Genomic DNA, 19,147 nt, shown 5'->3' with positions numbered 1-19,147 from the left:
GATAGAAAGGTTTTTTTATGGCTGAGATAGAGGAATTACGAACACAACCTCAGGATATCCAAGCGGAGCAATCAGTGTTGGGAGCCATCTTTATTGATGAGGGGAAATTGGTCTTTGTTCGTGAATATATCGAGCCTGGCGATTTCTTTAAGTACTCGCACCGTTTGATTTTTAAAGCCATGATCGATCTAGCTGACCGCGGGGATGCGATTGATGCGACGACTGTTCGAAATATTTTAGATAGTCAGGGGGATCTCCAAAATATTGGTGGTCTCTCCTATTTGGTAGAAGTCATTAATTCGGTACCAACTTCAGCTAACGCGGAGTATTACGCGAAAATTGTTGCCGAAAAAGCTGTCTTACGTCGATTGATCTCTCGATTAACGGAAAGTATTAATCAAGCTTATGATGGTGCAAGTCCTTCAGATGAAATCATTGCGGGTGCTGAAAAAGCTCTGATTGATGTTAGTGAAAACGCAAATCGTAGTGGATTTAAAAATATTCGAGACATCTTGAATATAAATTTTGGTAGCTTGGAAGCCCGCTCGCTTCAAACCTCTGATATTACGGGTATTGCGACAGGCTATCGCGATTTGGACCATATGACGACAGGGCTACATGAGGAAGAGTTGATTATTTTAGCGGCTCGTCCTGCAGTAGGGAAAACAGCCTTTGCTCTAAATATTGCTCAAAATATCGGGACAAAGTTGGATAAGACAGTGGCTATTTTCTCATTAGAAATGGGTGCTGAAAGTTTGGTTGACCGGATGTTAGCAGCTGAAGGTTTGATTGAATCCCATTCGATTCGTACAGGTCAATTGACGGATGAAGAGTGGCGGAAATATGCCATTGCTCAAGGAAATTTGGCCAATGCGAGTATTTACATCGATGATACTCCGGGAATTCGGATCACTGAGATTCGTTCGAGAGCAAGAAAATTAGCGCAGGAAACAGGGAATCTCGGTCTTATTCTGATTGACTACCTGCAGCTGATTACAGGGACTGGAAGAGAAAACCGTCAACAGGAAGTTTCAGAAATTTCTCGTCAGTTAAAGATTTTGGCTAAGGAACTAAAAGTTCCCGTTATTGCTTTGAGTCAGCTATCACGTGGTGTGGAACAGCGCCAAGACAAACGTCCTGTTCTTTCTGATATTCGTGAATCTGGATCGATTGAGCAGGATGCGGATATTGTTGCTTTCTTGTACCGTGATGATTATTATGATCGAGCTGGTGAAGAGGAAGAAGATGGAATGCCCAATAATACGGTTGAAGTGATTATAGAGAAAAACCGTTCAGGTGCGCGTGGGACAGTCGAATTAATATTCCAAAAGGAATACAATAAATTCTCAAGCATTTCAAAGAGAGAGGATCAATAAGATGAGTGATGCATTTACAGATGTTGCAAAAATGAAAAAAATTAAAGAAGAAATCAAGGCCCATGAAGGACAAGTGGTTGAAATGACGCTTGAAAATGGACGGAAACGTCAAAAAAATAAATTTGGACGCTTGATTGAGGTCTATCCTTCTTTATTTATTATCGAGTATACGAACGACAATAGCTTACCAGGTGAACCGGCCAATACATACGTGGAGTCTTACACCTATTCAGATATTTTAACAGAGAAAAATTTAATTCGTTATTTGGATTAATTTCTTGCTTTTATCGTCTAAATCAGTTATTATAATAAATACATATGGGAGTCTGTGTACAGTCTGAGAGGAAGTGTAAGCTTCGACCGCACCTGATCTGGGTAATGCCAGCGTAGGAAACAAATGAAATGTATTTTTCGTTATGAGTGACCTTGTGCAATCCGTCTCCTATTTTGGAGGCGTTTTTTATTTGTGAGAAAGGAGGTTACGATGTCTCTTGTAAAAAGATATTCAAAACAGTTGATAGGATTTGCAGGTTTTAGCAGCCTTCTTGTCTTATGGCAGTTAGCAGGATTTTTAAATATCCTCCCCAAATTTGTATTACCAACGCCACTTGAAATTGGGAATGCCTTTGTACGAGATCGAGCTCTCCTGATTCATCACAGTTTGTCTACCCTTCAAGTTGCCTTGATCGGACTTGTTATAGGGGTTCTTCTTGCTGCTGGCTTTGCGATTCTCATGGATAGTTTTCAATGGGTGAATGATCTGGTCTATCCTTTTATGGTTGTTATTCAAACCATTCCGACGATTGCCTTGGCCCCCATCCTGGTTCTTTGGTTTGGTTATGGTATGCTTCCAAAACTAGTTTTGATCATTATTACGGTGGTATTTCCCATCGTAGTCAGTCTGTTAGATGGTTTTCGGCATTGCGATCAAGATATTCTGAGATTGTTTCAGATTATGCAAGCCAATCGCTTTCAGACTTTAGTCCATTATAAAATTCCTGCAGCGCTTCCTTATTTTTTTGCAGGTTTACGTGTGAGCGTTTCCTATGCTTTTATCAGTACAGTCGTTTCAGAATGGTTAGGAGGTTTTGATGGATTGGGGGTCTATATGATCCAATCGAAGAAGTTATTTCAGTATGATACGATGTTTGCGATCATTGTATTAATTTCTGCTATTAGTTTACTCGGTATGTTTCTCGTTGACCAATTAGAACGAACCATTCTAAAATGGAAAAAGGATTGACAAACTTGTAAATGGTGTAAAAATTAAATTGACAAAAATGTAAAAGAGGTATAGCTAATGAAAAAGTCAATAGGTTTATTTTTCTCAATAATATTGGGATTTGTTTTCTTGAGTGCTTGTCAAAATTCTGTCAAGCAATCGTCAAGTGGTTTGAAAAAGATTGATTTTATTCTAGATTGGACCCCGAATACCAATCATACGGGTCTCTATGTAGCAAAGGAAAAAGGGTATTTTAAAGATGCAGGACTGGATGTAGATATAAAACTTCCGCCGGAAGACAGTAGTTCTGATTTGATTATCAATGGGAAAGCTCCATTTGGTATTTATTTCCAAGATTCTATGGCCAAGAAATTGGATAAAGGTGCGGGTATTACCGCTGTTGCAGCTATCGTCGAACACAATACGTCAGGGATTATTTCAAGAAAAGATGCAGCGATCACAAGTCCAAAAGATTTGGTGGGTAAGAAGTATGGTACCTGGAATGATCCGATTGAGTTGGAAATGATCAAATCGATGATGAAAAAAGAAGGGGCTGATTTTAATCAAGTAAAATTGGTTCCAAATAGTGATTCAAATTCCATTACTCCGATTGAAAATAAGGTCTTTGATGCTGCTTGGATTTATCACGGTTGGGATGGAATTTTGGCTGAGCAAAAGGGAATGAAGACCAATTTCTTCTATATGAAAGATTTTGTTCCTGCATTTGACTACTATTCGCCTGTTATTATTGCTAACAATGACTATTTGAAGTCTCATAAAGAGGAAGCAAAAAAATTCATTCAAGCGGTGAAAAAAGGCTACCAATATGCTATAGAGCATCCAGAAGAAGCAGCGGATATCTTGATTAAACAGGCCCCTGCCTTAGCTAACCAGCGTGATTTTGTACTCGCTTCCCAAAAATATCTTTCTAGTCAATATGCTTCAGACAAGGACAAGTGGGGGCAGTTTGATCCTAAGCGGTGGAATGCTTTTTATGCTTGGGCAAAAGAGCAAGGATTGGTTTCAAATGACTTAGAAGACAAAGGTTTCACAAATGAATTGGTAGGTGACTGATATTTTAACAGTAAAAGATGTAAGTTTCTCTTTTGGAGAAAAAGCAGTTTTAAATAATGTATCACTAGAAGTGCAAAAAGGAGAAATCGTCTCTATTCTAGGTCCGAGTGGGGTAGGGAAATCAACCTTGTTTAATTTAATTGCTGGGATCCTTCCCATACAAAAGGGCGCAATAGAAGTAGATAATGCCCCGATCTCCTTTGGGAAAGTCAGCTATATGCTACAAAAAGATCTTTTGTTGGAACATAAGACAGTATTGGGAAATATTATTCTTCCCCTTCAATTAAAAAAGATTCCTAAGGAAGAGGCGACATCTACAGCTCTAAAATTGTTAGATGAATTTAAATTAGGAAGTATCGCCAACCTTTATCCCAATGCGCTGAGTGGGGGGATGCGGCAACGGGTGGCGCTATTGAGAACCTATCTTCTGGGTCATTCTGTCTTCCTATTAGATGAAGCTTTTAGTGCCTTAGATGAATTGACAAGGCAGGATCTTTATCACTGGTATCTAGAAAGTAAGGAACGTCTTGGTCTCACCACTCTAGTGATCACTCATAGTATCGAAGAAGCTTTGACATTGAGTGACCGGGTCTATATCTTGAATCATAATCCCGGTGAAATTATTGCAGATCTTCCTTTAAAATGGGATCCAGCAACGGATAGGGACTGGCAACAATTGCAATATAAAAAACGAATCATAGAATTGTTAGCTGAATTTCATTGAAATTGTTTTGAAGGACTTTACAAAGTTTCTATTCCGTGATAGAATAGAATTTGTGCGAAATGACAGCAGGACAAAATGAAGCTCGTCAACAGGAAGTCAGCTAGAAAAGTAACCTTTGCTGTTTGGGCGAAGGCTTTCTGAACGAATCAGGTTTGTCTAAAACGTTATTTCCTACAAAAATTATTTTTATAGGAGGACATTTTAAATGTCACGTTATACAGGACCATCTTGGAAACAATCTCGCCGTCTTGGCTTGTCACTTACAGGTACAGGTAAAGAATTGGCACGTCGTAACTACGTACCAGGTCAACACGGACCAAACAACCGTTCAAAATTGTCAGAATACGGTTTGCAATTAGCTGAAAAACAAAAACTTCGTTTCTCTTACGGACTTGGTGAAAAACAATTCCGTAACTTGTTCGTACAAGCTACTAAAGTTAAAGAAGGAACTGTCGGTTTCAACTTCATGCTTCTTTTGGAACGTCGTTTGGATAATGTTGTTTACCGTCTTGGACTTGCGACTACTCGTCGTCAAGCTCGTCAATTCGTTAACCACGGTCACATCCTTGTTGACGGAAAACGTGTTGATATCCCTTCATACCGTGTAACTCCAGGTCAAGTGATCTCAGTTCGCGAAAAATCAGCTAAAGTTCCAGCTATCCTTGAAGCTGTTGAAGCTACAGTTGGACGTCCAGCATTTGTATCATTCGATGCTGACAAACTTGAAGGTTCATTGACTCGCCTTCCAGAACGCGATGAAATCAACCCAGAAATCAACGAAGCACTTGTCGTTGAATTCTACAACAAAATGCTTTAATTTCAAGAAAAAACTTGCAAAAAGCCTACAACAGTGGGCTTTTTGTTTTGTCTTAAAGGGTTGATTTCTGGGTTTGTTCAGTTACAAATTTTCTAAAGCTGTTTCATTAAATGAGAAAGTTTTTTGTTTTCTTAAAACCTAAATCTGCTAATAAAAAAACTCCTGATCTAGATCGATCAGGAGAGACTGTTACCGTAACATTTTCATTAAAAATTCAGCCATTTGTTGAGGGCTTTCTTTTTTTCCGCGCGAAACCCACATCTGACAGACTCCGAAGAAAGCATTGGTCAGATAGACAGAACTGTAGACTCTTTCAATATCTGTTAATGATTTATGACTATAGCGCTCTTGCAAACTATCAACCAGAAGAATCTGTAATTTATGTCGTAAGAAGGTTTGGATCTCCTTGGTTCCATTCTCTGTCAGAAGAACCGCAAAGAGTGGCTCCTTGGTTAGAAATTCGAACACTTCTGTAATCGCTTGGCGCTTGTCATCTTGGTGTTTATCAAAGATATATTCAAGCTTGTGAAAGAGTGCTTGTTGGTAGCGCTCGATCATATCGTACTTGTCTCGATAGTGGGTATAAAAGCTAGAGCGACTAATGCCGGATTCTTGTGCTAACTCAACCGTTGTGATTTGGTCGAATGATTCCTTTTCGAGTAGTCGAACCATCGCCTCCTCGATATTTCGTTTTGTTTTTAATCGTTTATTGCTCTCAGTCATCTGTTAATCCTTTTTGCACAAAATTGTACACAGTGTCTAAAAAATAAGATTTTCTACTTGTGAAAATTTCTAGAAACTGTATAATCTATTATATCAGAAATTTAGACAATGTGTATAAAAAGGAGACAAAAAATATGATGAAAGAATGGAAGGCTATTCTTAAAAAGCCAACATTTATCATTGTCATGATTGGAGTTGCTTTGATTCCAGCTCTTTATAATATTATTTTTCTATCTTCCATGTGGGATCCATATGGCCAAGTTTCGGATCTTCCTGTAGCGGTTGTCAATAAGGATCAATCTGCTACATATAATGGACAAAAAATGGAAATCGGAAAAGACATGGTGTCCAATTTGAAGGACAATGACTCACTTGATTTTCATTTTGTAGATGAGAAAGCTGCGAAAGATGGTCTCAAAAATGGCGATTATTATATGATTGTAACCCTGCCTGAGGATCTTTCAAAAAAAGCTAGCTCCATCTTAACCAATCATCCGGAACAGATGACCATTGATTACCAAACGTCCAGTGGTCATAGTTTTATTGCAGGAAAAATGAGCGATACTGCGATGACAAAAATGAAGCAGTCAGTGGCTGAAAAAGTGACCAATACATATACAACAGCTTTATTTTCTAAAATGGGGTCGCTTAAAACTGGTATGGGGACAGCGGCAGATGGAAGTGCTAAATTAGCAGATGGTGCAAGTAAATTGGAAGATGGTGGTCAAACACTGTCTACTAATTTGAATACATTGGCTCGTTCAAGCTTAGCATTTTCAGATGGTGCAACCACTCTTCGTACGGGTCTTGCGGCTTATACAGATGGTGTTGGTCAATTAGGAAAAGGTCTCAATCAAATGGCTGGTCAACTTCCAAACTTGGTATCTGGCGTCAATCAATTAAATAATGGGTTTGGTACTTTTAATACAGGCTTGATGGCTTACGCTACCGGAGTGGATCGATTAGGAAATGGTCTCAATCAAATGGCGAGTCAAACCCCTCAGTTGGCCTCAGGAGTTGGTCAGTTAACCAGCGGTATGGGTACCCTCAATGATGGTCTTGGGAATTATATCAATGGTGTGCGTCAATTGAATTCAGGCCTGTCTAACTTTTCAAATGGTTTAGCAACCTATACAAATGGAGTCGCTACTTTATCAGAGGGAGCGGGTCAATTAAGTAGTCAATCTGCTACCCTTCGAAATGGGGTTTCACAATTAGAATCAGGTATTCAAACATTATCAAGCCAGCTACAAGCTTCTACAAGTCAATCCGCTCAGATTAATCAATTGGCAGCAGGTTTAAACCAATTAAATGCAGCGATTCAAAATGCTACAGTAGATACCAGTCAACTTTCGTCTGGATTGACGAGTATTGCGAATTCAGCTCAATCAATCCTTGCTTCAGCCCAAGCGGATCGTGCAAATGCCCTTGCAAGTGTGCAAGGGACAGCAGCCTATCAAGCAATGACAGCTGACCAACAAGCGGAAATCAATGCGGCAATCTCATCGAGCCCAAGCTCGAGTGAAACGGCGGCTCAAGGAATCTTGACTACGATTCAAACGATCCAAGGTAGTTTGAATACAGGAAATAGCTTGACACAACTGCAAACGGCAGCCAATCAAGTTTTACCGACAGCTTCTTCTACCTTGACAGACTTGTCAAGTGGCTTGTCTAAGATCCAATCCGCAGTTAGTGGACAATTGTTGCCAGCTAGTCAAACCATCAGTCAAGGGATCAGCGCTTATACAGCTGGTGTCGATAAAATCGCTAATGGAGCAACCCAACTTCAGACGAATAGCAGTACTTTAACAAATGGGGCTAGTCAGTTAGCAGCAGGTGTTGGCCAACTAGATAGTAAATCATCAGAATTACTTGCAGGAAGCAATCAATTAGCTTCTGGTCTAGGTGAGTTAAATGGAAAGATGCCTGCCTTGACATCAGGCATGAATCAACTGGCTTCAGGAGCGACCCAATTAACAGGTAAGTCGGGTGAATTGGTTGCTGGTGCTGGAAAATTAGCTGACGGTGTAGGACAATTGAACAGCAAGACTCCAGAGTTGGCAGGTGGTGTCAATAAACTTGTCACTGGTGTCAATCAGTTGACAGAAAAATCAGGTCAACTGGTGACCGGAGCTGATAAACTAGCCGACGGTGCAAATCAAATCTCAGATGGGTCTGGCAAATTAGCAGCAGGTGGCCAAACATTGACAAATGGTTTAGGTGAATTAGCAACAGGAAACCAAACCTTGAGTCAAGGATTAAACGATGCTAAGGGACAATTGAATGCTGCTACAACTGAAAAAGAAAACGCAAAAACCTTAGCAGATCCTGTCACTTTGTCTAAAACAGACCGTGACAATGTCCCGGTGAATGGTGTCGGAATGGCTCCTTATATGATCTCTGTAGCACTCTTTGTTTGTGCCTTGTCAACCAATATGATCTTTGCAAAATTGCCATCCGGTCGTCATCCTGAAAGTCGCTGGGCATGGTTTAAATCTCGCTTTGAGGTCAACGGAACGATTGCGGTGATTGCAGGAGTCTTGGTCTATGGTGCCGTTCACTTGAATGGTTTATCAGCTAATCATGAGATGGCTACTCTCTTCCTTTGTGTGATTGGTAGTGTGGCCTTCATGTCTATCGTGACTGCTTTGACAACATGGCAAAGAAAGATCGGTGCTTTCCTTTCCTTGATCCTCTTGCTCTTGCAATTGGCTTCTAGTGCAGGAACCTATCCTCTTGCTTTGACAAATGGCTTTTTCCAAGCCATTCATCCATTCTTGCCAATGAGCTATACCGTTTCTGGTCTTCGTCAAACGATTTCGATGACAGGAGAAATTGGAAATCAAGTGGCCTTCCTTTTGATGACTATTGCTCTTTTTGCAGGGCTAGGAATGTGGTTCTATAATCCAAAACAATATGAAGAGGACTAATCTTCGGGAACTCCCAACAGAATGTGTTGGGAGTTTTTTGTTTCATGTGAAACAAAAATTCTCGCTTGTCTAAGCGAGAATGTAAATTATTTAAAGAAGACGACATCAGGATTTGGAGTAATATAGAGAAGTTGGTCGTTTTCAAAGACCAGTTGGATAGTGTTGTTTTTATAGGTGTAAATGGTGTAGTTTACTCCGAATTTAGAAGCTTGTTTGAGATCGACAGCTCCCATCAAAAAGGCGTGAGCTTGTTCCCCTGTGATTTTTCCCTCGTGGTAGAGCCCTTTAATATTTTCTAATTCGGTATTTTCAAAAGATTCGGCAATATAAGCAGGGTCTGTTATTTGTTTTTCAGGACTTCCAAGAATTGTTTGGACAAGAGCGGTGGTATATCCTTCATAATCCGGCGTCTGTGCAAAAATTTTATCGTCATTTCTAGAGTAGGCTACTTTTAGGTTCCCTGTCGCATAAATCTTATCTTTTGGAGCTTCTTGAGCATTTTTAGGGAGTCCTTCGGTCGTGACGATGTCAGAAGAGGTTTCCGTAGTAGTTGAGGGAGAGCTAGAGGAGTTGCTTGAGCTATTTGAACTGGTTGAGCGACTCGGGAGGCTAGAACGACTCGAGCTACTTTTTTTAAAGGTTTTCTTTTTTGAGCTGGTAGCAGTGGGTACTTTTTTAAAGTTGATCTTAAGGTCCGGCACACAGGCTGATAGAAAAAGAAGAGACAGCAAGAGTGTGAACAAAAGAGGGAGTGTTTGTTTTTTCATCATGTTCCTTTCGATAAGCTGATTGATTTTCTATTCTATCATAAAAAGGGTAACAAAAAAAGGTCAGGAAGAAATCCTGCCTTTGTTTGTTATTATGGATGCCCGCCTCCAGGTCCACCGCCTTGAGGTCCGCCACCTCCGGGAGCACCACCGCCTCCAGGCATGGAGTTGACAATTTCCGTTTGTTTTTCACCGTTGATATAGATGTCTCCGCCAGTGTAGGTAGCAGTACCATCAAAGTCGAATCCAGATTGACCCGTTAATTTAATGGTTCCTCCGGTAACGGTGATATTTCCATTCGAATCAATTGGATCGGTATCGCCTTGGCCAACTTCAACGTTGAGTGTTCCACCATTCATGGTGAAGAAAATTTCATCTTGGTTGGCATTAGCATTGGCTGCATTGACCCCGTCATCAGTTGCGTAGATGGTGATATCTCCACCGTTGATGGTGATCGATTTTCCTTCGAGACCTTCGACAGACTCTGTTACCTTGTAGGTTCCGCTATCGATGATCAGATCACCAGAAGCATGGATTCCGTCGTCTCCTGCAGTGATGGTCATTTTGTTATCTGAAAGATACATGGTTCCGACCGAAGTATCTTCATCATTATCTACCTTGACTGCATCTTCATCTGCATCGATGGTCATGGTCGTACCAGTGATATTGAGTTCGTCATTGACGTTGAAGGCATCTCCTACAGCCGTGATCTTATAGGTTCCACCTGTGATATGGAGAGTGTCATTGGCTTTGATACCGTTGTTCTTCTTAGCGTCAATGTTGAGCGTACCTGAACCATTGATGGTGAGGTCGCCTTTAGAGAAGATCACTGCGTCGGCATCTTCATCATTGTTTGAACTTGAATCAGACAAGGTATTGGTCGTGCCGTCTGCTAGAGTGAGGTAGACATGCCCTGCTTTCGTAGCAGAAATTGGCGCGTTGGTGTTGGTCATGGTAACGCCTTTCAAGACGATGTGAACATCGTCTGAGTCACCCGCTTCGACCTTGATTTGAACCCCATCGGATTCACCAGAGATGACATAGGTTCCAGCCTTTGAGATGGTCACAGTTGATCCAGATACAGCTACGCCGTCACCTGATACACTTGCAGACGAACCAGATAGTTTTACAGTAGATGCTTTGCTTTCATCATAAGAGCTGTCCTTGTCCTTATCTGTAAAATAGTTGGAACTGTTTGTTTTATTTTTTGAAGTAGAAGTAGCGGTTGTTTGTGCAGTATTGCTTTTTGTAGCTGATTGTGATGACGCCTGGGTGCAAGCTGTCAGTAAGGTGAGGGTTACGGCCCCCGTTAATAAAAATTTCCATTTGTTTGATTTCATGAGCTTTTCCTCTCGTTCAATTGATATGCTCCTAGTCTAAAGTTGCTAGCTGAAAGTTTCCTAAAGTTTTTCTGAAAGGAACCTTAACTTTAGTTTTCTTTAAGTTTGGCTTAATGACCAGTTAAGAAAGTCCCATTAAACTAGAAAGCACGTAAGTCGTATTCATACTTACTGAAGTTTAGAAACAATAGATCCCCCCTTAAAGGAGAAGAAACATGAAAAAAACAATTGAGACAAGTTTCAAACGAATCGAAACAAAATATATCGTCACAAAAGATGACGTGAAGGACTTGATCAAAGACTTAAAAGAATACGTCTTAGAAGATGATTACCCAACCTCAACCATTTCAAACATTTATTTTGATACGGAAAATTTTGATGTCATTCAAGATGCTCTTGCCAAACAACACCGCCGTGAAAAAATTCGGATGCGGACTTATATAGAAAAACCTCAAGCAGACAGTCCAGTATTTCTAGAGGTGAAGTCAAAAGATGAAGAAGGAATTGGCCATAAATTCCGTCTAGTCGCCACTTCGCAAGCCATTATCAACTTGATGACAGATGGGAAAGTAGATCATCAGATACAAGATCCAGACTTAGTGCAAGAGATTCAGAGATTGCGCAAACGTTATGGTCATCGATTGGAACCACGGATGATCATTTATTACGATCGCTTGTCTCTCAAAGAAAAGAAATCCATTCAGGGTTATCCTTATCAAAAGATTCGCGTGACAATCGATCAAAACTTAGTCTTTCGAGACCAGGCTGTTAGCCTTTTTGATGGGAAGAAAGGAGAACCTCTACTAGAGGATGACTTCGTGATCATGGAAATTAAGGCTCCTGGCCAAGAACCTAAATGGCTAAAGGATATTTTAGAGAAGTATGGTTTGGTGAAACAGAAATTTTCAAAATATAGCTGTGCTTATCATAAATCACAAGGCTTGGATTATGCCCCAAGACCAGTTCAAGAAACGGTAGGTGCTGCCTATGTCTAATCTATTTGATTCTATTTTTAATAATGCCACAGCAACGGTGGATCCCTTGCGCTTGTTGCTGGCCCTTTTGGTCAGCCTCTTTCTAGGGATGGCCCTATCTTGGACCTATAAATACCGGACACTTTACACTCGAGAGTTTGTCATTAGTTTGACCTTGCTTCCTTGTATGATGACCTTAGTGATTTTTTTGGTCAATGGAAGTTTGGGAACCTCGATTGCAGTGGCAGGGACCTTTAGTTTGATCCGTTTCCGGTCAGCTACGAGTGGTTCTAGAGAGTTGATTGCCATTTTCTTAGCTATGATTATAGGACTAGCGGCGGGTTCAGGCTATCTTTTATTGGCCATTTTATCAACCCTTTCTTTACTAGGAGTGTGGCTGGTATTAGAGAACAAACAGAGTAAGGCAGATCATCAACGGCGCCGTCATTTGACCATTACCGTCTTAAAACAAGATTCTGTTGCAGAACAAATCAGCCAGTTTTTAGATAAAAGTTGTTCAGAAATTGACTTTATTTCTGTCACAACGGCCCAAGCTGGAGAACAACTGACCTTGAACTATGAGGTAAATATGGAATCGAACATCGATGATTTTGCCCTTGCCAATCTATTGATTAGCAAGATTGAAAATTGTGATGTCGCTCTGACAAAGAAAGCGAAGAAAAGAAAGAATTTATAACGGCTATCCTACTTTAGGATAGTTTTTTAGGGGTTTAAGAACTTTTTAAGAAAAAGTGGTATACTGTTTCTAAAAAATGGAAGGAATCCTTTATGAAAAAGACTGCTATTTTTGAAGATGTCGTCTCTATTATGACCCATGATTCATCTACCAGCAAGGATCGAAAAGGATGCGATCCAGAGCCTTTTCGAGAAAACATTACAGATGATATGACAGATGATGCCTTTCTCTATCAAGTTAAGGCTTACCTAGCTAGTTTTGGGGTGATCGGGCATGTTTCCTTTCGAGATAAAAAGGCCAGTCAAAAAGGGTTCCTTTTGAGAATAAATGGACAGAAACTGTATGTTGAGGAAGCTAATGAAGATACGGGTCTCCAAGCAGGGGACCAGATCCTAGGTCTGGATGGAAGTGATTTGGAGCAGGTAGCGTCTCTTCATAAGGACTATTTTATCAGTAAGACCCCCGAAAGACATTACCGAGAATGGGCGGATTTGGTCTCTCAGTCAAGAAGTGTCACTCTTCTCCGGAAAGGGGTAGAAAAGATCATTGAAGTAGCGCCCAGTCGAGAGCCGATCCAAGATCAGATCTTTTGGAAACGATTAGACGATGAGATCCTTTACCTTCGTCTGGATAACTTTATGGATGAGGGAGCTATTAGTCGGGTATACCAAGAGTGCTTACCGATGATGACGGAGGTCAAGTTCCTTCTCATTGATGTCCGACAGAACGGCGGAGGGACAGATTCTTTATACTTCCCTCTATTACATCTAGGTTTAGAGAAGGATCAGGGTTATGATTCGCTTGACTGGGATGATGATGGCATGGAAATTCTCTATACGGAGAGCAATGTTGACCTGCGCTTGAAAGACTTTGAGGACTGGTTGCAACAGGAAGAAATTAGTCCTGAAACCATTAAACTGCTTGAAGAGATGAAAGAAGAATTGCTCTGCCATCGGGGGAAAGGCTATGTACCGTATCAGCAAGAAAGCGAGGAATTCTTCCCAGAGGTTAGAGGAGGCCACTATCCCGAACGGATCTTTGTCTTATCAGACATCTACTGCGCTTCTTCTGGAGATAATTTTGTCCAGATGATGAAGCAATTTAAGAAGGTAACGGTGGTAGGTAGACCAACTCTCGGAATTTTAGACTATTCCAATTGTTGTACCGTTGATTATGGTGATTATCGATTGATGTTTCCTACTTCTCGCTGTCTAAGCCTGGATCAAGGCAAAGGAATGACGGATCAAGGTGTTGAACCGGATATAGAGATTCCTTGGAGTCCTGACCATTTTGAAAGAGATGTGGATCTGGACAAGTGTCTGGAGTTAATTCGTCAGAGCAACATAAAATAAAAAGAATTCTCATCAGAAAATGTAAAGAAGAAAAATTCTTTGGTTAGAAGGGATAAATGTCTGAAATGATAACGTTTTCCAGAGGGTTCTCACTATGTTTAAAATTGCTTACTTGGTATAAAAAATGGTAAAATAGAGAGTAATAATCAAAATGAAGAGTGAAACTTATGAAACATCAAACACTTTATAAATTTATCGGGCAGACGGTCTTGTATTTTGCCATTTTCCTAGCCCTACTTTATTTCTTTAGTTACCTTGGTCAAGGTCAGGGTGGCTTTATCTACAACGAATTTTAGAAAAGGAGACTCCTACCCGTGTCAAACCAACCTATTCACGATATGATCGAGACAATTGAACGTTATGCGCAACTACAACCAGACTATCCGGTCTACAATGTCCTTGGTGAGGAGCATACCTATGGGCAATTGAAGGCTGATTCAGATAGCTTGGCTGCCCATATTGACCAAATGGGACTTCCTGAAAAGTCACCTGTTGTTGTCTTTGGTGGACAAGAATATGAAATGTTAGCAACCTTTGTGGCTTTGACCAAATCTGGCCATGCTTATATCCCAATTGATAGCCACTCTGCCTTGGAGCGCGTGTCTGCCATTGTTGAAGTAGCAGAGCCAAGCTTGATTATTGCTATCAATGAATTTCCATTGGAAAATCCAGCTGCTCCAATCATGTCCTTGGAGCAAGTGCGTGAAGCTTATGCGGCTCAGCATGCCTATGACTTGAAACATCCGGTCAAAGGGGATGATAACTACTACATCATCTTTACCTCAGGGACAACTGGGAAGCCAAAAGGGGTGCAAATTTCGCACGATAACTTGCTCAGCTTTACCAACTGGATGATTACGGACAAGGAATTTGCAACGCCAGAGCGTCCGCAAATGTTGGCGCAACCGCCCTATTCCTTTGACTTGTCTGTCATGTACTGGGCACCGACCTTGGCTCTTGGAGGAACGCTTTTTGCTCTTCCATCAGCCATTACTCAAGACTTCAAACAACTCTTTGCGACCATCTTTTCTCTTCCGATTGCTATCTGGACTTCAACACCATCTTTCGCAGATATGGCTATGTTGTCTGAAGATTTCAATGCTGAAAAAATGCCAGGAATCACCCATTTCTACTTTGATGGGGAAGAGTTGACAGTCAAGACTGCTCAGAAATTGCGCGAGCGTTTCCCAAATACGCGTATCATCAATGCTTACGGGCCAACAGAAGCAACTGTAGCTCTTTCGGCTGTAGCCGTAACAGATGAGATGTTAGCGACTTTGAAACGTCTACCAATTGGTTATACCAAAGAAGATTCTCCAACCTTCATTATTGATGAGGCAGGAAACAAATTGCCAAATGGTGAGCAAGGGGAGATCATCGTATCTGGCCCAGCCGTTTCAAAAGGTTATATGAATAATCCAGAGAAAACAGCAGAAGCCTTCTTCGAATTTGAAGGCCTTCCAGCCTACCATACGGGAGATGTCGGAACCATGACGGATGAAGGTCTCCTTCTCTATGGTGGACGGATGGACTTCCAAATCAAGTTTAACGGTTATCGTATCGAGCTAGAGGATGTCTCTCAAAACTTGAACAAATCGAAGTATATTGACTCAGCAGTCGCTGTACCGCGTTATAATAAAGATCACAAGGTCCAAAATCTCTTGGCCTATGTCATCTTAAAAGAGGGCGTCAAAGAACAATTTGAGCGCGAAATTGATATCACGAAAGCCATTAAGGAAGATTTAGAAAACATCATGATGTCTTATATGATGCCTTCAAAATTCCTCTATCGTGACAGCCTGCCATTAACACCAAACGGGAAAATCGACATCAAAGGGTTGATTAGCGAGGTTAACAACCGATGATCGAGTTTTTGAAACAGCTCCCTCATTTAGAACACTATGGAACACCGATCTATTTTATCTACCTCATTCTAGCTTTTTTGCCGATCTTTGTGGGCCTCTTTTTCAAAAAGAGATTTCCGATCTATGAAGGACTGGTGAGTCTGATCTTTATCATTTTGATGCTGACAGGTTCGAATCTCAAGCAAATTTATGCCTTGCTCTTTTACGTAGTCTGGCAAATTTTGATTGTGTATTCCTACAAGATTTATCGTCAGAAAGCGGACAATAAGTGGATTTTCTATCTTCATTCCTTCTTGTCTGTCTTGCCTCTGATCTTTGTGAAGGTAGAGCCAGCAATCAAGAATGGGCACCAATCCTTGTTTGGATTTTTAGGGATTTCGTATTTAACCTTCCGGGCTGTCGGAATGATCATCGAAATGCGAGATGGTGTCTTGAAAGAATTCACACTCTGGGAATTCTTACGCTTTATGCTCTTTATGCCGACCTTCTCAAGTGGGCCGATTGATCGTTTCAAGCGTTTTAATGAGGATTATAACGCTATTCCTGAGCGTGAAGAATTATTGGATATGTTGGAGCAAGCTGTTAAGTATATCATGTATGGCTTCCTTTATAAATTTATCCTAGCTCATATTTTTGGTCACTTATTGTTAGGACATGTGCAGACCTATGCCTTGTCTCAAGGTGGATTCTTCAATATCGGAACGCTGGGAGTCATGTATGTTTATGGCTTTGACCTCTTCTTTGACTTTGCGGGCTATTCGATGTTTGCTTTAGCAGCTTCAAATTTGATGGGAATTAAAAGTCCAATCAACTTTGATCGTCCCTTTAAATCACGTGACTTAAAGGAATTCTGGAATCGTTGGCATATGAGTTTGTCTTTCTGGTTCCGTGATTTTGTCTTTATGCGTCTCGTGATGGTATTGATGCGCAATAAAGTATTCAAGAGCCGAATTACCACCTCAAATGTTGCCTATATTATCAATATGTTGGTCATGGGCTTCTGGCACGGGGTGACCTGGTACTACATCGCTTATGGGCTCTTCCATGGGCTTGGACTGGTTATCAATGATGCTTGGATTCGTAAGAAAAAGACCATCAATAAAGAAAGAAAAGCAAAAGGATTGGATCCTATACCGGACAATCGTTGGACCAAAGCTTTGGGGATCTTTATCACCTTTAACACAGTGATGCTGTCCTTCCTGATTTTCTCAGGATTCTTGGATCAACAATGGTTTCCAAAATTGAAATAAAAGGAGAATAGAAAAATGGATGTAAAATCACAAGTAATTGAAATTATTGACGAATTGTTTATGGAAGATGTCTCAGACATGATGGATGAGGATCTCTTTGATGCGGGTGTCCTTGATAGTATGGGAACAGTCGAATTGATTGTGGAATTGGAAAATCGCTTTGGCATCCGTGTTCCTGTATCTGAATTTGGACGCGATGATTGGAATACTGCTAACAAGATCGTAGAAGGTGTAACGGAGCTTCAGAATGCTTAAGCGTTTGTGGCTGATTTTAGGGCCCGTATTTTGCGCGCTCCTCATGGTAACAGCTTTATTATTCTTTTATCCAATCAATCATAAGCACAACTATACCGAAGAGAAAAAAGCTGCGGTTAGTCTGAATGCAGAAGGCTTCAAGAGTCGTACAAAGAAGCAAGAAGCACTTTCTGATCCACAGCATCGATTTGTTCCTTATTTCGGCTCAAGTGAATGGTTGCGTTTTGATGTGGTGCATCCAGCAGTTTTGGCTGAAAAATATGACCGCAATTACAGACCCTACTTTTTAGGAGAACGTGGTGCGGCTTCTTTGAACCAGTATTTTGGGATGCAACAGATTTTGCCAGAACTCAAGGACAATACAGCTGTTTATGTAGTTTCTCCGCAATGGTTCACCAAAAAGGGATACGATTCCTCTGCCTTTCAACAATTCTTTAATAGCGATCAGTTAAATAGCTTTATTGCCAATCATAAACAGGATGCTGCATCCCAGTATGCTGCAAAGCGTCTGTTACAACAGTATCCAAACGTCGCTTTTCAAAGTGTTGTAACGAAAATTTCTCAAGGAAAGAAAATTTCCGGATTTGATCAGTCTTTGAACCAGTTTGTTTCCCACCTTGTCCAACGCGAAGATGCTTTGTTTAGTAATCTTGCAACGCGTACAAATGGGAATTATGATCAGAAGGTTAAAAAACGTCTACAAGATTTACCAGATCAATTCTCATATGAGAAATTGGAAGAAATTGCAACGGCTGAAGCAAAAGTCAAAACCAATAACAACGACCTTGGAATCAGCAATCATTTTTACAATACTCGTTTAAAAATGAAGTTGAAGAAACTAAAAGGTTTCCAAAAAAACGAATCCTATGTTCAATCTCCTGAGTACAATGACTTGCAGTTGGTTCTAGACCAGTTTGCTAAATCTCGGACCAATGTTATCTTTGTCATTCCTCCAGTTAATGCCAAATGGATGAAATACACAGGCTTGAGCCAAGAAAAGTATGAACAGGCTGTTCAAAAGATTCGTTACCAATTGGAAAGTCAAGGATTCACCAATATTGCAGACTTTTCTAAAGATGGTGATCAGCCTTACTTTATGGAAGATACGATTCATATGGGATGGAATGGTTGGCTAGCCTTTGATAAAGCGGTCAATCCCTTTGTCACAAAGGCTGAAAAAGCACCAACTTACCATCTAAATGATCGCTTCTTCAGCAAAGACTGGGCCCAATATAAAGGGACACCAGACGAATTTAAATAATGCTTGATCAAAGGGGGCAGGATCAAATCCTGGCTCCTTGATTTGTGAGGAAAGTGACGAGAAAGTCACAAATAAGCAAGAGAGTTATCCACAGGTTGTGGGAAACTTGCTTGTAAATGGATGAAAACAAGTCCTGATGCTGACGACGCTTCTTCTTTTGAGGGGGCAAAAGGTGAAAGTTATCCACATTTTTGTGGATAAGTGATAAAAAACAGTGGATAAGTCAGCTGGTTTGTGAAAAGGAGAATAGTGTGAAAAAAATTTGGTTTTACGCAATCGTTCAGGGAATTGTGATCTTTTTTATTGTGGGTGGCATGACCTATGTGCTTAGGGGAGATTTCTTTTTCCGCTACCTATCCCCTATTTTTGGACTAGCAGCAGCTGTCTTGCGATTTGGGACGGCGACTTTAATGAAGGTGCTAGCACCCACTCTCTACGATGATCCCAAAAAGAAAGAAGAGAGCCACGATAATTAAAGAAGTTGGTGACTGAAAAAGTTGAGCTAAAGGCCACTTTCTGC

General features: G+C 40.7%; 19 protein-coding genes. 16 read left to right on the top strand and 3 right to left on the bottom strand.

Annotated elements, in window-relative coordinates; genetic code table 11:
• The first annotated feature begins 17 nt into the window (after positions 1–17).
• The 6 genes from dnaB (at position 18) to rpsD (ending at position 5,213) form a co-directional block, all read left to right on the top strand.
• Complete coding sequence (gene dnaB / locus NFR56_RS05000) at positions 18–1,376, top strand: replicative DNA helicase (RefSeq protein WP_014714093.1); 1,359 nt, start codon at positions 18–20, stop codon at positions 1,374–1,376.
• A gap of 1 nt (position 1,377) precedes the next feature.
• Positions 1,378–1,650, top strand: a complete 273-nt coding sequence (locus NFR56_RS04995) for a Veg family protein (protein ID WP_003009183.1) — start codon at positions 1,378–1,380, stop codon at positions 1,648–1,650.
• Between the two features lie 210 nt (positions 1,651–1,860).
• A complete protein-coding gene (locus NFR56_RS04990; RefSeq protein ID WP_003009181.1) occupies positions 1,861–2,619 on the top strand; it encodes an ABC transporter permease in 759 nt (252 codons plus the stop codon).
• Between the two features lie 57 nt (positions 2,620–2,676).
• A complete protein-coding gene (locus NFR56_RS04985) occupies positions 2,677–3,672 on the top strand; it encodes an ABC transporter substrate-binding protein (protein WP_045760050.1) in 996 nt (331 codons plus the stop codon).
• Entirely contained in the window at positions 3,665–4,396 is a 732-nt protein-coding gene (locus NFR56_RS04980) for an ABC transporter ATP-binding protein (protein WP_045760049.1), read from the top strand. The genes NFR56_RS04985 and NFR56_RS04980 overlap by 8 nt, the downstream gene beginning before the upstream one ends.
• 205 nt (positions 4,397–4,601) lie before the next feature.
• Complete coding sequence (gene rpsD / locus NFR56_RS04975; protein ID WP_003002210.1) at positions 4,602–5,213, top strand: 30S ribosomal protein S4; 612 nt, start codon at positions 4,602–4,604, stop codon at positions 5,211–5,213.
• 189 nt (positions 5,214–5,402) lie between these two features.
• Here rpsD and NFR56_RS04970 read toward each other — a convergent pair whose 3' ends face one another.
• Positions 5,403–5,936: a TetR/AcrR family transcriptional regulator gene (locus NFR56_RS04970; protein WP_003001962.1), complete on the bottom strand. Its 534-nt coding sequence runs from the start codon at positions 5,934–5,936 to the stop codon at positions 5,403–5,405.
• Positions 5,937–6,070: 134 nt separating this feature from the next.
• Here NFR56_RS04970 and NFR56_RS04965 point away from each other — a divergent pair, with 134 nt between their 5' ends.
• Complete coding sequence (locus NFR56_RS04965; protein WP_251458011.1) at positions 6,071–8,866, top strand: YhgE/Pip domain-containing protein; 2,796 nt, start codon at positions 6,071–6,073, stop codon at positions 8,864–8,866.
• 86 nt (positions 8,867–8,952) lie between these two features.
• Here the strand turns inward: NFR56_RS04965 and NFR56_RS04960 are convergent, their stop codons facing one another.
• Both NFR56_RS04960 and NFR56_RS04955 read right to left on the bottom strand, forming a co-directional pair.
• Positions 8,953–9,636, bottom strand: coding sequence for a DUF4947 domain-containing protein (locus NFR56_RS04960; protein WP_049495738.1), 684 nt, complete (start codon positions 9,634–9,636; stop codon positions 8,953–8,955).
• 89 nt (positions 9,637–9,725) lie between these two features.
• Positions 9,726–10,973, bottom strand: a complete 1,248-nt coding sequence (locus NFR56_RS04955; protein WP_251458008.1) for a carbohydrate-binding domain-containing protein — start codon at positions 10,971–10,973, stop codon at positions 9,726–9,728.
• Between the two features lie 215 nt (positions 10,974–11,188).
• On the opposite strand from NFR56_RS04955, the gene NFR56_RS04950 reads away from it, so the two are divergent.
• From NFR56_RS04950 to NFR56_RS04910, 9 genes are all read left to right on the top strand, one after another.
• On the top strand, positions 11,189–11,968 hold the full coding sequence (locus NFR56_RS04950) for a polyphosphate polymerase domain-containing protein (RefSeq protein WP_251458005.1): 780 nt from the start codon (positions 11,189–11,191) through the stop codon (positions 11,966–11,968).
• Positions 11,961–12,644, top strand: a complete 684-nt coding sequence (locus NFR56_RS04945; RefSeq protein WP_251458002.1) for a DUF4956 domain-containing protein — start codon at positions 11,961–11,963, stop codon at positions 12,642–12,644. The genes NFR56_RS04950 and NFR56_RS04945 overlap by 8 nt, the downstream gene beginning before the upstream one ends.
• Before the next feature lie 92 nt (positions 12,645–12,736).
• On the top strand, positions 12,737–13,996 hold the full coding sequence (locus NFR56_RS04940; protein WP_251457999.1) for a S41 family peptidase: 1,260 nt from the start codon (positions 12,737–12,739) through the stop codon (positions 13,994–13,996).
• A gap of 167 nt (positions 13,997–14,163) precedes the next feature.
• Complete coding sequence (locus NFR56_RS04935) at positions 14,164–14,292, top strand: teichoic acid D-Ala incorporation-associated protein DltX (RefSeq protein WP_251457995.1); 129 nt, start codon at positions 14,164–14,166, stop codon at positions 14,290–14,292.
• An 18-nt stretch (positions 14,293–14,310) separates the two neighbouring features.
• A complete protein-coding gene (gene dltA, locus NFR56_RS04930; RefSeq protein ID WP_251457992.1) occupies positions 14,311–15,861 on the top strand; it encodes a D-alanine--poly(phosphoribitol) ligase subunit DltA in 1,551 nt (516 codons plus the stop codon).
• Positions 15,858–17,111 carry a D-alanyl-lipoteichoic acid biosynthesis protein DltB gene (gene dltB, locus NFR56_RS04925; RefSeq protein ID WP_031574727.1) on the top strand — a complete coding sequence of 418 codons (1,254 nt, stop codon included), beginning with the start codon at positions 15,858–15,860 and terminating at the stop codon, positions 17,109–17,111. The genes dltA and dltB overlap by 4 nt, the downstream gene beginning before the upstream one ends.
• A 15-nt stretch (positions 17,112–17,126) precedes the next feature.
• Positions 17,127–17,366: a D-alanine--poly(phosphoribitol) ligase subunit DltC gene (gene dltC, locus NFR56_RS04920; protein ID WP_003002265.1), complete on the top strand. Its 240-nt coding sequence runs from the start codon at positions 17,127–17,129 to the stop codon at positions 17,364–17,366.
• Positions 17,359–18,627: a D-alanyl-lipoteichoic acid biosynthesis protein DltD gene (gene dltD / locus NFR56_RS04915; RefSeq protein WP_251457990.1), complete on the top strand. Its 1,269-nt coding sequence runs from the start codon at positions 17,359–17,361 to the stop codon at positions 18,625–18,627. Before dltC ends, dltD begins: the two co-directional genes overlap by 8 nt.
• A 251-nt stretch (positions 18,628–18,878) precedes the next feature.
• Positions 18,879–19,103, top strand: a complete 225-nt coding sequence (locus tag NFR56_RS04910; protein WP_021154124.1) for a hypothetical protein — start codon at positions 18,879–18,881, stop codon at positions 19,101–19,103.
• The last annotated feature ends 44 nt before the right edge of the window (positions 19,104–19,147 follow it).

The sequence above is a fragment of the Streptococcus caecimuris genome (assembly GCF_943193075.1).
Lineage (GTDB): Bacteria > Bacillota > Bacilli > Lactobacillales > Streptococcaceae > Streptococcus > Streptococcus caecimuris.
Note: the sequence above shows the minus strand (reverse complement) of the source record. Positions and strands in the feature narration are given on the sequence as shown.

Excerpts from the sequence above, each read along its gene's own strand:
- NFR56_RS04950 (WP_251458005.1), top strand. The coding sequence starts at position 11,189 with ATGAAAAAAACAATTGAGACAAGTTTCAAACGAATCGAAACAAAATAT.
- NFR56_RS04995 (WP_003009183.1), top strand. The coding sequence starts at position 1,378 with ATGAGTGATGCATTTACAGATGTTGCAAAAATGAAAAAAATTAAAGAA.
- NFR56_RS04945 (WP_251458002.1), top strand. The coding sequence starts at position 11,961 with ATGTCTAATCTATTTGATTCTATTTTTAATAATGCCACAGCAACGGTG.
- NFR56_RS04960 (WP_049495738.1), bottom strand. The coding sequence starts at position 9,636 with ATGATGAAAAAACAAACACTCCCTCTTTTGTTCACACTCTTGCTGTCT.
- NFR56_RS04965 (WP_251458011.1), top strand. The coding sequence starts at position 6,071 with ATGATGAAAGAATGGAAGGCTATTCTTAAAAAGCCAACATTTATCATT.
- dltD (WP_251457990.1), top strand. The coding sequence starts at position 17,359 with ATGCTTAAGCGTTTGTGGCTGATTTTAGGGCCCGTATTTTGCGCGCTC.
- rpsD (WP_003002210.1), top strand. The coding sequence starts at position 4,602 with ATGTCACGTTATACAGGACCATCTTGGAAACAATCTCGCCGTCTTGGC.
- NFR56_RS04940 (WP_251457999.1), top strand. The coding sequence starts at position 12,737 with ATGAAAAAGACTGCTATTTTTGAAGATGTCGTCTCTATTATGACCCAT.
- NFR56_RS04990 (WP_003009181.1), top strand. The coding sequence starts at position 1,861 with ATGTCTCTTGTAAAAAGATATTCAAAACAGTTGATAGGATTTGCAGGT.
- dltB (WP_031574727.1), top strand. The coding sequence starts at position 15,858 with ATGATCGAGTTTTTGAAACAGCTCCCTCATTTAGAACACTATGGAACA.
- NFR56_RS04955 (WP_251458008.1), bottom strand. The coding sequence starts at position 10,973 with ATGAAATCAAACAAATGGAAATTTTTATTAACGGGGGCCGTAACCCTC.
- NFR56_RS04970 (WP_003001962.1), bottom strand. The coding sequence starts at position 5,936 with ATGACTGAGAGCAATAAACGATTAAAAACAAAACGAAATATCGAGGAG.
- NFR56_RS04985 (WP_045760050.1), top strand. The coding sequence starts at position 2,677 with ATGAAAAAGTCAATAGGTTTATTTTTCTCAATAATATTGGGATTTGTT.
- NFR56_RS04935 (WP_251457995.1), top strand. The coding sequence starts at position 14,164 with ATGAAACATCAAACACTTTATAAATTTATCGGGCAGACGGTCTTGTAT.
- dltC (WP_003002265.1), top strand. The coding sequence starts at position 17,127 with ATGGATGTAAAATCACAAGTAATTGAAATTATTGACGAATTGTTTATG.
- dnaB (WP_014714093.1), top strand. The coding sequence starts at position 18 with ATGGCTGAGATAGAGGAATTACGAACACAACCTCAGGATATCCAAGCG.